This is a genomic window from Clostridium sp. TW13 (assembly GCF_024345225.1).
GTDB lineage: Bacteria > Bacillota > Clostridia > Clostridiales > Clostridiaceae > Inconstantimicrobium > Inconstantimicrobium mannanitabidum.
In genome coordinates this window covers 451,426-467,278 of the sequence record NZ_BROD01000001.1, presented here as the reverse complement: position 1 = coordinate 467,278, position 15,853 = coordinate 451,426, and the positions used below count along the sequence as shown (strand labels likewise).

14 protein-coding genes and 2 pseudogenes are annotated in these 15,853 nt (G+C 32.0%); 2 read left to right on the top strand and 14 right to left on the bottom strand.

Going from position 1 to position 15,853, the window contains the following annotated elements; translation table 11 throughout:
• Positions 1-52: 52 nt before the first annotated feature.
• The 12 genes and pseudogenes from OCU47_RS02305 to OCU47_RS02255 all read right to left on the bottom strand — a co-directional run bounded on the left by OCU47_RS02305 (position 53) and on the right by OCU47_RS02255 (position 13,134).
• Positions 53-616 (bottom strand): Crp/Fnr family transcriptional regulator, encoded by a 564-nt coding sequence (locus tag OCU47_RS02305; RefSeq protein ID WP_261826980.1) that lies wholly within the window; start codon positions 614-616, stop codon positions 53-55.
• Positions 617-1,022: 406 nt separating this feature from the next.
• The gene (locus OCU47_RS02300; protein ID WP_261826979.1) at positions 1,023-3,815 is read right to left on the bottom strand and encodes a YidC/Oxa1 family membrane protein insertase; all 2,793 of its coding nucleotides are present in this window, start codon (positions 3,813-3,815) and stop codon (positions 1,023-1,025) included.
• Between the two features lie 2 nt (positions 3,816-3,817).
• Positions 3,818-4,969, bottom strand: coding sequence for a CDP-glycerol glycerophosphotransferase family protein (locus OCU47_RS02295; RefSeq protein ID WP_261830568.1), 1,152 nt, complete (start codon positions 4,967-4,969; stop codon positions 3,818-3,820).
• Positions 4,970-5,172: 203 nt separating this feature from the next.
• The gene (locus tag OCU47_RS02290) at positions 5,173-5,862 is read right to left on the bottom strand and encodes a CPBP family intramembrane glutamic endopeptidase (protein WP_261826978.1); all 690 of its coding nucleotides are present in this window, start codon (positions 5,860-5,862) and stop codon (positions 5,173-5,175) included.
• Positions 5,863-6,483: 621 nt separating this feature from the next.
• A complete protein-coding gene (locus OCU47_RS02285; protein ID WP_261826977.1) occupies positions 6,484-7,935 on the bottom strand; it encodes an APC family permease in 1,452 nt (483 codons plus the stop codon).
• Between the two features lie 127 nt (positions 7,936-8,062).
• Positions 8,063-9,844, bottom strand: coding sequence for a phosphocholine cytidylyltransferase/choline kinase family protein (locus OCU47_RS02280; protein WP_261826976.1), 1,782 nt, complete (start codon positions 9,842-9,844; stop codon positions 8,063-8,065).
• 439 nt (positions 9,845-10,283) lie between these two features.
• The gene (locus OCU47_RS02275; RefSeq protein WP_261826975.1) at positions 10,284-10,937 is read right to left on the bottom strand and encodes a phosphotransferase family protein; all 654 of its coding nucleotides are present in this window, start codon (positions 10,935-10,937) and stop codon (positions 10,284-10,286) included.
• 282 nt (positions 10,938-11,219) lie between these two features.
• A complete protein-coding gene (locus OCU47_RS02270; RefSeq protein ID WP_261826974.1) occupies positions 11,220-11,441 on the bottom strand; it encodes a S9 family peptidase in 222 nt (73 codons plus the stop codon).
• Positions 11,442-11,496: 55 nt separating this feature from the next.
• Entirely contained in the window at positions 11,497-11,934 is a 438-nt protein-coding gene (locus OCU47_RS02265; protein WP_261826973.1) for a MerR family transcriptional regulator, read from the bottom strand.
• A gap of 63 nt (positions 11,935-11,997) precedes the next feature.
• Positions 11,998-12,144: pseudogene (locus OCU47_RS21810) on the bottom strand (MerR family DNA-binding transcriptional regulator); the annotation flags it as partial.
• Positions 12,145-12,171: 27 nt separating this feature from the next.
• Positions 12,172-12,312, bottom strand: a complete 141-nt coding sequence (locus OCU47_RS02260) for a hypothetical protein (protein ID WP_261826972.1) — start codon at positions 12,310-12,312, stop codon at positions 12,172-12,174.
• A gap of 180 nt (positions 12,313-12,492) precedes the next feature.
• A complete protein-coding gene (locus tag OCU47_RS02255; RefSeq protein WP_261826971.1) occupies positions 12,493-13,134 on the bottom strand; it encodes a DUF4352 domain-containing protein in 642 nt (213 codons plus the stop codon).
• A 179-nt stretch (positions 13,135-13,313) separates the two neighbouring features.
• On the opposite strand from OCU47_RS02255, the gene OCU47_RS02250 reads away from it, so the two are divergent.
• Positions 13,314-13,628: a transposase gene (locus tag OCU47_RS02250; RefSeq protein WP_261826970.1), complete on the top strand. Its 315-nt coding sequence runs from the start codon at positions 13,314-13,316 to the stop codon at positions 13,626-13,628.
• Positions 13,629-13,773: 145 nt separating this feature from the next.
• Positions 13,774-13,983: pseudogene (locus tag OCU47_RS02245) on the top strand (hypothetical protein); the annotation flags it as partial.
• Between the two features lie 25 nt (positions 13,984-14,008).
• On the opposite strand, the gene rlmD reads toward OCU47_RS02245, so the two are convergent.
• Together rlmD and OCU47_RS02235 are read right to left on the bottom strand one after the other, a co-directional pair.
• Positions 14,009-15,370, bottom strand: a complete 1,362-nt coding sequence (gene rlmD, locus OCU47_RS02240) for a 23S rRNA (uracil(1939)-C(5))-methyltransferase RlmD (protein WP_261826969.1) — start codon at positions 15,368-15,370, stop codon at positions 14,009-14,011.
• 24 nt (positions 15,371-15,394) lie between these two features.
• Positions 15,395-15,832 carry an RDD family protein gene (locus OCU47_RS02235; RefSeq protein WP_261826968.1) on the bottom strand — a complete coding sequence of 146 codons (438 nt, stop codon included), beginning with the start codon at positions 15,830-15,832 and terminating at the stop codon, positions 15,395-15,397.
• Between the last annotated feature and the right edge of the window lie 21 nt (positions 15,833-15,853).

Here is a 15,853-nt window from a genome sequence, read left to right as displayed (position 1 = left end):
GATATAGAAAATTCTATCAGAGAAAATTAAATCTGTAATTGCCAAATGGCAATTACAGATTTTTTCTAATCCTGCTTAATGAGCTTGGTGTAATGCCCAAATATGAAGCAATATACTCTTGTTTAACTCTACTACAAATATCCGGATTCTTATCTCTAAATAATAAATATCTTTCTTTTGCATCCATAATTTGAAAAGAAGCCCCTTTTTCTTCAACCTTCAAAAATGCCTTATTTATAAGTTTTTGATAAAGTATGTTTATAGACGGGTACTTAACCATTAATTCATGTATATCACTCACTTTTATTTCTGCAAGTATGCAATGCTCTAATGCCTCAACATAGAAAGCAGCAGGTCCATCTTCTAGATAGTTATAGACACAGCACCATTCCTTTTCCTTAGAAAAACACTTGGTGACATCATTTCCATCCTCATCTAGGTAATATCCACGTACAATTCCCTGCAAAATCAAACACACAACATGTGTATTCTCTCCAACTTCAAGTATGATATCTCCTGCTTTAACTTCCTCCAGTTTAAACAATGACATGATTTCATCACGTATTGATTTATCGATTCCTAATTCACTCATGTACTTATAAATTATATTATGCATACCTGATACCTAAACCTTTTAATTAATTACCAATTATAATCATACCTCTCTCTAGTGAGCTTTTCAATATTAGGCAATAAACTACAATTTATATGTGTGAATGAAAAGTTGTTATCAACTTAATTCTGCGTATTTACCTAACTAAATCAAAAATTCCCTCAAACCTAAGTCTGAGGGAACATAAAATGTACTGCAATATTCACTTAAAATCATTAAATTGTTTTAATATCAAGCTATTTCTTCTCTAGTCTGACAAGTGTCTCGGCAGTAGATTGCAACCAATCAGTCTACACACCCTTTGAATTTTTCAAGTTTATTTTTGTAAAATTGGGTGTGGAATTCTTTTAGCTCTCATCCAATAAGTATATATTATGAAATAAAACTGACCCTTTTTGATGGTTAAATTCTACTTTTGTGTTGGAAAAGTAGAATTTTTATTTAAAACAGACCAATTATTTTTATCCCTTATATCATTATGAACCTTGAACCAAGTCCCTGGCAGGTAAATATTTCCATGATTTTTTGTAATATCAAAATTTAATGAACCTAATACATATTGATCATGGCTATATTTCTCATTATTATTAATTTCTTTTCCCGTAAACGGATTCTTAGGATTTTTAATAAGGTCCTTAATTGCAAGTGTTGGCACATCACCATTTGTCATAAATTTTTCTGAAGTTGAAAATTTGTTACTATTAAAATCCTTCACTAATAACAACGGATTATAAAATTCTGTATCATAAAGACTATTCTTACCATCATCCAATATCATATCTTTCAATTGTTGTAATGGTCTTCCATGATCTGCTACAATAATTATCCTTGTATTATCATACACATTATTCTTTTTCAGATACTCCATCCATTCACCAATCTTTAGCATACTTGCCATATTCGCTTGATAATGAATACACTGTTGTGAAGTTTCCATTTTTAATGTTTTTCCATTTACAGTACGTCTATTTGCATTCTTAGTTTCATATTCAGTATTATCTACATGCTTTGCAGGAACATAATTTGGTTCTTGAAGTAGCATTGGTTCATGAGTCGTATCATTTGTCATCATTAGGAATGTATTCTTATTATCATCTTTTATTTTTGTCATATTAGATAGATTTTCTAATGTAGAATATGAATTCATAAAAGATGCATTCATTCCATCTGCAACATAGTTATTGACTAATTTTTGTCCAGTTGCAACAATATTATTCACTGATGTTTTTCCATCTGCGGCACCTTTGTGGTTATAACTTCCACCATCGTACAGTACAGCTTGTGCAAATAAAGGAGCTGTTTTCATAATACTATAACAAAAGAAATTCCTCTTATTATTGACAGACTTAATTACTCTACTCTCTTTAGATGCAAATTTCCCCACCGTGATATACTTATGAATATCTGGGTATTTGTTATAAATAGACAAATCCGGTATCCATTGATAATTTGCATAAGATGGGTCACAAACTGTTACATTATAATGATTTTTATCAAACAATACCGGCATAACCTTTAATGCCTCGTTTTGTTTAGATACCAAAGTCTCTGTGTTACGCTTATTCATCTCAATCGGCGTATATTCATAACCTCCAAATAAAGCAGGTGTACCAAAATTAGTAAATCCCCCAAAGGAAAGTGTATTTGGGTAATATGTAAATCCAGAAAACATATCCTTCAATTTCGGTTTTTCATTGAACAAATATGGAATATATTCATTCATCCCTCTATCCATCATCAATACAACAACATTCTTTCCTGATTTGCTAAGTGAAAAAGAAGGAAAATCTTCCTTGGCCTGTGTAACACCATTCTTTATTTCAGAAACTGATTCATTTATTTCAACTACATTATAAAATGACATTACACCTAATGCAATTGCACAAATAATAAGAACCTGTGGAACTATTTTTCTACCAAATCGATAAATAACAAACATAATAATGGCTACACCAATTATAACTGCTAAGTTTAGCATTATTTGCCCCCAGTCAAAAGAGACACCATTCTCATAATTTAGGGAATTACTTAATATCCCCAAATTATTTCCAAAAAACATATAATTCAACGTCATTATTCCACATATTATCCAAACTGCAATTTCAAAATATGCTCTGTACTTCTTACTAGTTAACCAATAGAACACCCCCATCCACACAAGAAATGTTCCGATGGAAAAGCTCAACGCGCTACAAATATACCATAAAGGATTTACATAGTAATATAGATCCACGAACTCTTGAGGTGAAGCCTTAATAACTGCAGACGGTATCACGCAACCAATTAAAATAGCCATAAATATTGCCCCACCAAAATATACTTTACGATTTGATTCAATATTTAATGTTTTTAATTCCATCTTACTATATTTTTTTATTGCAGAAATAATAAGTGGTATCATAAATGCAACACCAATTCCTGCAACGCAAATAAAACTTAATAGGCTTTCTGCATATACGAATCGTACTGCACAAATAACTAAAGCTGCTCCTGCAAATGCGAACATAACATTTAAGATTTTCTTTGCATTCTTTAATTTGTAAAGAATAGTCTTTACTAAAGAAAAAATATTGTTCAATGTCCAATAAAAAACTAATCCTGATGGAGAATTATATAAAAAGATGAAAAAGAAGATCATCATAAAATACAATTGAACTTTCGTTTTCTTCGGATATCCCTTTGTAAATATTACACAAGATACAAAATTCACTAAAGTCATAATAATTGGTAACAAATTAATATGAAAATTACCAATTGCAATCAATGCATCTGCTGCCCCCAAGTTTGCAATAACGCCAAATCGTACACCTTGTAATATTGGTAAATGTGATAAAAATTGATATGCAGCAATAAAAAACGGAATTTCCAAAAACAATGAAATTGAGCTCTTGAATACATACGTTGGTTTGTAATTATTCTGCCTATAAAATGTTTGCAGAATCATCATTTTCTCGTCGCCTTTGAATGTTTTCTTGATATGAGCCACTCCATCATGAAGTTTTGCTTCCATATCACGCTCTTCCTCTTGCATAGCATCAGCCCTTCGATAAAGAGGTAACACTAAAAAATTCATTGTCAAACTCAATACAATAATTGACATTCCTGGATTATGAATAATATTATTAGCCATCATATAAATGGTCTCAAAAAATAATTGAATAGGAGATATTATAATTGTATATAATATATCAAGTATTGTCATTTTTATTTATCCTCCTCTTCTTTGGTCAACTGACTATATTTATTGAGTAACCAGTCTACAGTTCTCTTGGTTCCTTCTCCAAAATACTCCCATGTTTCATTTCGAACTTCAATACGTCCTTTGGCATACTTCGGATCCTCTAAACACGTATCGATCATTTCCTTTAATGAATCCATTTTCTCTTCTGTTAATTTCATTCCAATTCTTGGAAGAGCTGTATTTGTCCAGAGATCTTCTTCTAACCACCATGCATCATATGGTGCTTTATCAAATTTTGTATCCGCATAAATAATTGGTTTGTCATATACCAAAGCAAAATCAAATGTTACTCCAGAAAAATCTGAAATCAATATATCAGAACGTTTTAAGACATCAAAATTATCAACATCCCTATTCCATTCTAATTGTTCGGATTCTGGATATTCATTCATAATCTTAGCAATCATATCTTTTTCTGAATCAAATGATTGTGGATGTGGTCTCACAATAACATGATATCCCGTCTTTAAGAGTATTTTTATAATATCTCCACCAAACTTACTGAAAATAGCACTTGGTCCCCATGAAGGAGCCAATAGTACCGTTCTATCATGAGCTTCTACTGGACCACTATTCTCCAATCGCTGTACCATTTCATCCATATATGGCAATCCAACTATACAAACCTCTTTTTCTGGTAATTGTCTTAACTGTTCCAGCTTTCGCACATCTTCAAGCTGATATTGACTTGATAATAACATTGAATCATAGTAATCAATTCCAAACATTCGATACAATGTTACCTCACCAGCTGCATGCAGAATATGTACATAGCATTGCACTTCTTTTGATCTTTTCCATTGATAAACATCCAAACCTGGTGTGGTAGATAAAACAATGGTCGCATTTAAATAGTTAAGCTTAGCAAATGCCAAATTATTTTTGCCAATAAATTTTCCTTTTACATGTTCATACGGGCACTCAAGAACAGGGTCATCTGGTGATGCAGTCATATAGACAATATCAATGCCTCTTCGATCAAATTCCCTACATATGGGTTCAAAAACATTCCAATATCTTTTGTTATCCGAAAAAATCACATATGGAATTCTTCCAGAATTCATGTCCACTTTTTTTCCACCACTTAGAATAAAACGTAGCTTGACCATTGTCATTCGAATCACATATTTAAGTGCTCCAATAATGCCAATTAGTATAGCAAAAAGCATACTTCCAGTTCCTGGATCAATATAAAATTTCATAATATCCCCCTATACCTTACGTTGTTCTTTCTATTATTATTTTTTGAATAAAATTGTACAAGATACTCAACTGCGCAACTTTTGTTTCGCGTACATAGCAACAGATATAATGTTTATTAAATAGTCCGCCACTTCCATTTCAATAAACATGCATAAAAAATATGTAAAACTGATAATATAAAAAAGAATAATAATACATGATAATTACTTTTTTCCATATCAAATGAAGTGATGTTAATTATATAATGAACGATTGTCCCTGGAAATATGGATTTATATTGTGATACTAGCACACACAAACACAATCCTATTCCACAAGCACAAAGCATTTGAATCATAGTATATAAGATATCCGCTCCCTGAAAAATATTCACAATATGAAACATGCCAAACAAAACACTTGAAATAATCATTCCAATCCATTTGTTGTCAATTCCACATTTTTCGAAGAGATACACTAACAAATATCCACGAAACAATAATTCTTCCAGAAATACTGTAAATAACATCAGTAAAAACATTATCCAGGAATTCTGTAACATTGTTTGATTTCTTTGTAAATACATATTTGCAAAAGGAAAACTCAACAAAGGCATTAACCAACCAACGTCTTTTTTTCTCCAATATTTAGGAAAGCATAAACCATATACTGATAACCTTTTCTGTTTTTTTAAAAACATATACAAAGCACCAATATATAGCATTATTAGAAAGACCGTTAGTATATGATTTTCTCCAAATAATTCCGAAAATTTTTCAGAATAAGAATATATTATTCCATATATCACAATCCATATCACACTCATTTATCACACCATCTTTACCTCAACAATACATAATTATAACACAAATTTAACATTTGTAAATAAAATCACCAATTTGTTTACATATTGCTGAAATCGGATGATGACATCAAAAACTATTGCAAAAGGGCAACTTGGAGTATTATCACATGTTTCACGAAACTACAAACTATTAATGAAATAATGCTTCAACTGGTCAACAAAATAGGTAGTATGAACCCTTCTATTCATGAGCATCACAAATTCCCATAAATAGAAGGGTTCCTGATTTTTTATTGATCAATTTCTATCATTTGCAAGATAGCGAAAAGGCTTCTGACTACTATTCACTCACCCAATCTGTCATTGACGAAGAAGAAAAATACGACGGATATTATTCCAAAAGAACTAAATAAACAAATTAAAAAATTTCAAATTGATGGCTCCATACAACATCTTTGAAATATAAAAAGAGAAGAAAACTCACTGCTTGTGCAGAGCTTCTCCTCTTTATTCTTTTTCACGTGTTGAAAATGACAATTTATACTGCCCAGCCTTTTCTCAAAGAATTCCAAAACAAAGAATCCAGCGTTTTGTCACTGGATTCTTTAGAACGTGGAATATCAATAAAAGCATTTAATCATTCTAAACAACATCAGAATCTTCTTTAATTAGTTCCGTTCCTTTATCATCATTATTCTTTAATTTATTTTTGAAATATGCGAAGTATATAATTCCACCGACTGCTGCCAGACAAATGTTTACAAGTGTAGCACTTCTAAAATCGCTAGGTATTGAAAGAATCCCCAACGCAACCAACTGCCACAAAATAGTTATTACTAAAAGCGGAGCAGCAAATTTGCCAAGATTGAAATTTTCCTTCTTAAACTTTATCTTTTTCCTTACACATGCATAGCTTATCAATGTTATAAGGTAGTATACGCATGGAAGTGATGCTGAGGCTACAGCTAAAACTGTTGGTGTTGAAAAAATACTAAACAATACAGCACATGCCCAAAGTAGAATGCAGGCAGGTATTGGAGTACCCCTTTTATGTTCTACTTTCTTGAATATACTGCTGGCAAAGAAGGCATCGTCTCTGGCCATAGCATAAATTGTTCTTGATGCTGAGGTCATAAACGCTAATCCACAAGCAAAAATAGAAACAATTACAATAATCAAAAACAGCTTTCCAATTACAGAACCCAGGTTTGATTCTATAATTAATGGTAATGGTGAATCTGATGAATACACTGCAGGTAGATTCTTAGCGCTAAGAACTGAGAAAATAAGGAACAAAGTACCAAAAATTGTACTCAAAACAATGGATGCAACCATTGCTTTTGGAATACTCTTGGAAGCATTATGTGTTTCTTCACTCATATTAGCAGCAGATTCAAAAGCAACAAGTGTATAAAATCCCATTAAAGATGACATTAAAAAAGGTACAAATAAGGATTTTCCAGAAACTGTAGGGTTTACAGCCACAAGATTACTAACCGGTGCTCCGTGTCTAAAGGCTACAACAGCTAATACAATTGTTAAAAGTAAAATACCAACAGATTCGGTAACAACAGCAGCACTTGTTATTAGTGAAGATAATTTTACACTAAAAATATTTAATATTAAGTGTAATGTAAGCGCAGTAATTGCAACGATAGTAACGAAGTGCGGAGTAGCCTCCACACCCAGTAAAGATGCCAAAACCGGGCCAAGTGAACTGCTTACAGAAGGTATGATTACTATCATATAACAAAAAGTTATCCAGCCAACAAACCAGCCAAGACCTTTCCCGTAGAACTTTGATACCCACATGTAGCACTGGCCTGTCACCGGAATAAGGCTTGCCAATTCACAAAATATTAATGCTATCAGGGTTGAACCAAATCCAACTATTGGGAATGTCCATATTCCTAACGGACCAATTGTTTTCATTACAAGTCCGAAATTTTGGAAGGTTCCGGTAGTTATAGATATAGCTGAAAACGCTACAGCGAAAGCTCCAAAAAATTGAACTGTCCTTTTTAATTCCTGCTTATAGTGGAAGCCTTTTAAAGCTTCAGCATCTACATTAGAATCCTTGTGTTCTTTTTTCATATATTTTCCCCCATCCAATTTGATATAATTTATTAATAATTATTACCACACTATTTATAGAGATAGTACTCAAGATCATTAGAGTGTTCTTCTATAATCTCTTTCCTGCTCTTTTTTTAAACTATGTTTATAGCTCGTACATCTCAATTGCTTTCTTGGCATATAATTTTGAATTCTTATACCAGATGTATAAATATTCGCCAACATGTTTACCCATAGTTTCCTGATACAAAGCCCAAAGATACCAATAATATGATGCAATTGAAACATATCCAAGATAATGTGCTAATGTTTTCCCCTCTACCTTTCCCTCATGATACTGCTCAATTGTTGCAACCGCTTCCTCATATGAATAGTCCGAGCAACAAATAAAAGTTCCCAAATCACTTGCAGGATCATCATTTCCTGAATACTCCCAATCAATCAGATATAGATTATTTTCATCATCAAATAGGAAATTCGGAGAGTAACAATCACAATGGCATAAACATTTCTTTGTAGTATCCTTCTCAATATATGAATACAACTGCTTCATCAAATTTTTAAGATTGAAAAAGTCATCAAAATCAGTCTTTTGTTCTTCCTCTAATCGTTCAACAAACTCCATTGCACGTTTCCATATATCAAAATCATATTGCGATTTACGCTTTTCTCGACTTAACGTTCTCATCATGGAAATGGCTGCTGCCACTTCACTACTATTATGGTAATCTAATTCTCTCGCATTTTTTACTAAATATGAGATCTTCCAGCCTTCTTGTTCATCTATATAGATAAACGTATTATCAAGATTTAATTCTGCTGCTACTTCCATGGAGAAAGCTTCACTCTTACGATTAATATAATTCTCTGTACCTTTTCCTGGATGACGATATACATAATCCTTACCGCCAACTGAAAAACGAAATGAGGTATTTGTCAACCCTGCCTTAATTGGTTTAATGTTCACAATATCTCTATCCTCACACTGAAGGACTCTACAAATATTCTTCATGATTTTAGAATCTGTATTATTGATATAAGCCTGATCAAAGGCTCGAAGTTCATCTAAAGAATCAAATTCCAAGACTTTATCTGCCTCATACTTACGAATATACAAAGACAATTCATTCATATGACGCATATATAAATTTTCCCAAAGTTGAGAACGAACCTCATCTTTTACATATTCCTCTTTCAGAATCTGTACAAATTTCTTACTGAAGTTGTAATCAAAATATACATGTCCTAACATATACCATGAATCAACTCCACCTATTTTTACATTCTTAATTCGTCCTTTATTATCACATTCAAGGCAATATTCATCGGTTTCACCTGTTGCATAAACTGCAGAATAATAAGATTGGTATACATATGGTTCGAATACATTATCCACAAAATAATTATCACTAGAACAGATATATGTATTTGATAATTGTTCCGTTACACGAATTAATGTTGATGTATTATTAAAACGATAGTAATCTTCATTTACAATAATCTTTACACCAAATTTCTCTTCCAAATAGAAAAACTTCTCTTTCATGTATCCTACTACTACAGTGATGTCATCGATTCCAGCTTCATGCAACTGACGTATCTCACGTTCGATTAGAATTTCACCTTTTACATTTAAAAGACCCTTCGGTTTCTCATAGGAAAGCGGTGCAAAACGGCTAGACATTCCCGCTGCCATAATAATGGCATTATGTACCTTATATGGTTCAAGTGCTGCTACACCTCTCTCTGTTATTTCAAACACATTATCTGAACCAATTTGTATCAACTGCTCTTCACAAAGCTTTCTCACAATTTGATTTACTTTTCCAAGGGAAATTGACAATTTCTCTGCCATTTGACGTTGCGTACACTTTATTTTTAATTTAATCAATGAATTTAACAGTTCATATTCCTTTATTTCTAACATATTTATCCCTTCTACTATGCATGTTCATTTTTTTACATTTTAATCTATTTTATGAACATTGTAGCACACAAAAAAAGATTGGTCAATTTGCTTTTATTATAATTTCCTAAAGAATTGAAAAAAGCTGAGATTTTACTCTCAGCTCTGTTTTTTGATTGTTTTTTTGATTGGGTTGAATTCCCACCATGATAGCGGTTTCGTCAATTTTTAGTGGAAATCAGTATGGTTTAGTTAGTGACTACATTTTCTTGCATAGTTTCACAACTGCCTGAGCAGTAGGCTGTTTCTAATCAGACTTCACTTCGCTCGCCTTCTTAGACATCCCTTGCATAGAACGTACTAATTACTTCTCTGCGTCGCTTTGCTTCTTGACAAGTAAAGTTACGTTCTCAACATAGCTCGAGAGGATAGGATTGATGTTACAGGTTAATTAAAGAACTTAAGGACGAGGGAACATATCCACAGATATGCTTTGTACAATCTTTTCATATATTTTTCCAACCATCTCCTCTGAAGCTCCATGCAAGTATTCGTGCCAAAACACAAAGGATGTAATTAAGGTACTTGCAGACATATGACTGTAAATAGCTTTGCTATCTAATATTTTTCCATACAATTCATATACTGCTTTTAAATATTGATCTATTACTACCCTTTCACTTATCACAAATCTATCTACATTTAATCTACTTAAAAAGAAAGCTAAATCATTTGAAACATCTCCAGTTGATACACTTTGCCAGTCACAAATTACTATATTTTCCTCATCATCAATTAGTACGTTATCAAGATGAAAGTCTCCATGATTTAAAACAGCTTCTCCAGACGCATGCCACAGAATAATAGAATTTATGTTTATTGCAATTTTTTCTATTAGCTTTTCATCAAATAGACCTTTATGCTCCCTTAATACAGAATTCCATCCGTTAACACAATTCATAATATGCTCATCAGTAAGAGTTTTGACGTCTGTTAGATTATGTAATAGAAACTGAGGCACTTGATAATGATGAACCATAGCTATCACTTTCATGATTTTAGCTAATAATAAATGGTTCATTTCATCATGCTCAACCATACGATATTTTTTCATTAAGAACATTACTTCTTCATTAGTTTCCTTAATTGTAATGACTTTTGGAAGACAATGAAGTTTTTTTTCTATCAATCGCTTGATACAATTGAGCTTCTTTTTTGTAAGTCAAAAACAATTTATGATCTTCAAGCTTACTACATATAGCATGTTTTAATATATATTTAATATATATTTATTATCTACTTCATAAACATTGGCGCCACTTTTACCAATATTGATTCTTTTTACTCTATGTTTATTTAAATAATCATCTATATTATCCACTATCATCTAATCCTCCTATAATAGCCCAAATACTTCCTTTAACCACTCCATAGAGAACTTCAAATAATTATACTCCCTTCCTCTTGCTGGTTTTAACCATATCACATCATCACACCATGGAGCACCATGATTTCCTTTCGGGAAGACATGCAGTTCGAATGGTACATTATATTTTTTTAAACTTTCTGAATAATACAATACATTTTCTACATTGGTCAGTTGGTTCTTTTCGTACATTTACACTAAAATACCTCATAAAATAAACCACCTTCCATATTTTGATATTATCATATCATTCAAGCTGAAGGTGGTGTACAAATATAGGGTTTATCAAGGATTCTATTGCATTTGAACGTTCTCCCAAATTATAATGCATAAAAAACTTACGAATAATCATAATACTGTATCCATTAAGTAAAAGAAGTCGAATAACATACATTCGTTTTAATATAGCCTGTGAATAGAACCGTTTTTGATATGGCAACGACTGCGGAATCAACTCATTACGTTCCCAATTTCTTATCGTCTCTTCTGTAACACCAACTAACTGGGCTGCTTGCTTTTTTGAAAACATCAAATCAGACTCTTCTTGTTTTTCTAAATTATTAATTACTATTTCAATAGTCTTTTTGGTTCTATCAATATCTTCACTAATTAATTCTATATACTCTAATGTTACTGCTTCATATTTTATCAGATTCCATTCTTTAACTGACTCTATAATTTTCATACTGGCTTTTCTAAGGTTATGATTTACAAACCCACCAAAAACTAATCTACATATTTTTACTTGGAAAATATGACGTTCGTTAAAAATACGATAATTGTTCGGTAATCTATCAACAGTCTCTAAAAAACCACATTTCTCATAAAATCGAATAGTTACAGATTCTACCCCAGTAATCCTGGATAATTCACCAACTTTATACTCTGTTTTTATAACAATCCCTCTTTCTCAAAGAAATCCTTAATATTCATCAAACGGATTAATATCTGTTTGTCCACATTTATATCCATCATAGCATGTTTTATAGATTTTCTCACTAGTAATCATTTGATTTAATAAAAATAAGGGTTTTCCTGCATCAGAACCCCTGCTCACACTCATCAGAGGAAATCCTAATACTCGGAAACCCTTTATTTTAATCCATTTCAGCCCACCCTATTTTCCAACCCGTTACATCAATCAAGCCGTCTCCACACGGGTTGAAATTTAAATTGTTCCACCATACTAATTAAAATATATTTATTCTAAAAAGCATTGAAGACAAATTCACTGCTTTTAAAATTATTTTAAATTAATAGCTATTTTTTCATCCTTAAGAAATACATTGTCTTGATATTGTAACACTAATCCATTATCATTTTTAGGTTCTTCAAAGGCAATTGTTCCTTCTATTTCTCCATTAGCTGCTAAATCTCCACTGTTTAAAGCACTATCTTGATTTATTGTTGTAAATGTTTCATTTATTATTTGTCCTTTACTATTTTGGACTTTAAAATAAAAAGGATTATAGCTTATTTTATCAGCACCTTTATTTTGAATCTTAACATGTACTATAACATATTCATTCCCATTCTTAGGTTTTTCAAAGTCTGTTCCATTACTTTTATCAACCTTCGTAACCGTTAAGTTAAGACCTTTTAGTGCAACTGTATCTCCAATTTTAAAATCTTTCTTTTCTTCTTTCTTTTCTTCTTTTTTAGCGTTTGATGTTGCAGCTGATTTGCTTGTATTATCAGCTACCTTCTTTGGTTCATCTTTAATTCCCATTGCCTTTCCTATAGCAGCTAACATGATTATTACTAGAATCCCAGTTATTATTTTGTGCTTACTAAAAAAGCCTCTACTATCATGTCCGCACTTTGGACATTTTGCCCCTGCTGCAATTTCACTTCCACAAGCCTTACATTTGATTAATTTTGACATATACATATCCCCCTTAAAAATATAGTTACCATTTAATTGTATAACTTTAGAGATTTTTGTCAATAACTTCATCAAATAGAAAAAAGCAGTATTGGAATTTCTCTTTCTGAAGTTGTAAAAAAGTGGACATGAAAGCATGTCTACTTTTTATATTTAAATTTAGGTATAAGGATGTGATTATGATAAGTAGACGAAAAGGTGGTCAAAATAGAACATGGACTAAGGAAGAAAAACTCCATATTGTTCGTAGGTATTTTGATGAAAGTATAGTTCGCCCAATTCTAGCAAAAGATGAAGGAATTTCAATTGGTATGATTTCAACTTGGATTCACAAATATTTAGACGACGGAGAAGCTGGTTTAGAAAACAAAAAGAAGCCTGGGAATAAGTTTGATGCATTATATAAAAGCAAATCAATGAATGAACTCGACCGACTTCGCTTAATTGCAGCAAAACAAGAAATTAAAATTGAAATATTAAAAAAGGATATATAACAAAAAGAGTTGGTACAAACAAGGAGTTCGTTACTATAAAAGATGGGAGTATGAAATAATCGATAACTTAAAAGTTAAATATTCTCTTAAAGATCTTTGTAAGTTAATATTGCTTTTATTGCAGTCTACCTTAGGTTGACAACTTCACACTTATGCTACTATGTTATTGGAATTTGGAACTAATATAAAAGATATCCAAAACAGATTAAGACATAGTAAATTAGCCACAACTATGGACACTTATTCACACGTTACTAAGAAAATGAAAAATGATAGTGTTAGTATCTTCGAAAAACTTATAAATAATTTGCCACCGAAGTATTTTTTACGGTGGCAAATGGGTAGAAAATATTAATTTATAATTCTATAAACATATCTTATTACTGATTTTTCTTGCATAGTTTCACAACTGTCTCAACGTGAGGCGTATTTGGGAACATATCCATCAACACTGTTTCACATATCTGGTATCCAGAGTATTGTAATCTTGCTAGATCTGTTACTAGTGATTTTGGGTTGCAGGATACATAGATTATATCCTTTGCGTTGAACTTTATTACATATTCCATTGCTTTTGGCATTACTCCACTTCTTGGTGGATCCAGAATGATTATGTCTGGCTTATCTGTTACTGTTTTGATTGTTTCAGCCACATCTCCTGCTATGAAGGTACAGTTATTAAGACCATTTAGTTTGGCATTTTCGTTTGCTGCTTCTACAGCTTCTTCTATAAGTTCAATACCAACAACCTTTTGAGCCTTTCCTGCTGCGATTTGACCTATTGTTCCTGTTCCACAATAAAGGTCAAATACTACCTTGTTGTCTGCATCTCCCATAAAATCACGTACTATGCTATAAAGCTTTTCTGCACCTAGTGAATTTGTTTGGAAGAAAGATAACGGAGATATCTTGAACTTTAGGCCTAGAAGTTCTTCTGTGATATATCCTTCTCCTAAAAGCACATTAAGTTTATCCACTATAACTGCTTCTGATAGAGAATCATTTTCTGTATGGATAACTGTTGATAGCTTACCTGCATAACTTTGTTTCTTTAAAAGCTCTAACCATTCTGTTAGGTCAAAGTTTATTTGAGTTGTTGTTACTAGATTTACTAATATCTCACCAGTTTTCTTTGCTTTTCTTACAATTAAGTTTCTTAAATAACCTTGTCTTGCCATTATTCTATAGTAAGGAAGTTCCTTGCTTCTAAAATAATCTACTGTTAGGGTTAATATCTTTCTGAAGTCTTCATCAACTAATGTACATTGGCCAACATTTATTACTCCAAAAGACTTACCCTTCATGTGCATTCCAAGAGTTAATGGACCACCCTTTTCTTCATCACCAAAGGTAAACTCCATCTTGTTTCTATATTCCCATAGTATTGGGCTTTCTTCTATGCCTTTAAAATTACCTGTTGGAACCTTTGCATCTTGAAAAAGTTTCAAAACTTGTTCCTTCTTGAATTCTAATTGCTTATCATAAGGAACTGTTTGTGAAGAGCAGCCTCCACATACTCCAAAGTGAGAGCATTTTTGTTCTATTTCATATGGAGCTCTTTCTCTCACTTCTAGCAATCTAAGTTCAGCATGGTCTTGTCTCTTTTTAGTTATTCTACCAAAGACTTTTTGTCCTTTGAATGCATTTTTCACATATATCTTTTTATCTTCTACATGAGCAATTCCTTGAGAAGGAAATTCCATTTCTTCTATTAATATTTCAAGCTCATTTCCTTTTTTCATCCGTTAAACTCCTCATTTTTTAGATTATATTTTTAATAAAGCTTTTCCGATTGATCTTGTTAATTTTGTGCTTTCAACTACTGCTAAGTATAATACCGCAACTATTATATATATAATGAAGAATAATTGTGGTATTTGAGTCACAAAGAATCCTAATGCTAATAGTATACCCTCAGCAGCATATAATATAGCTACACTTAAAGCTAACACTACAACTTGATCTACTATACTTGCTACTAATCTTGCGAAAAATCCAGCTTTAACATGTTCTACTACTCTTTGTTTCTTAGGTTCATGATCATGTACTATTGCTGGTTTAACATCTTCTTTTTCTTCTGCTACAGGTTCTGCACCCTCAAGTGCTTCCTTTATTTCATTTTCCTTAATCTCTTCTTTTACTTCTGCAATTTCTTCCTTTATTAACTCAGCATCTGCTTCTACATTTTTATTTTCTTCGTTCATTTAAATATCCTCCCTTAAAGG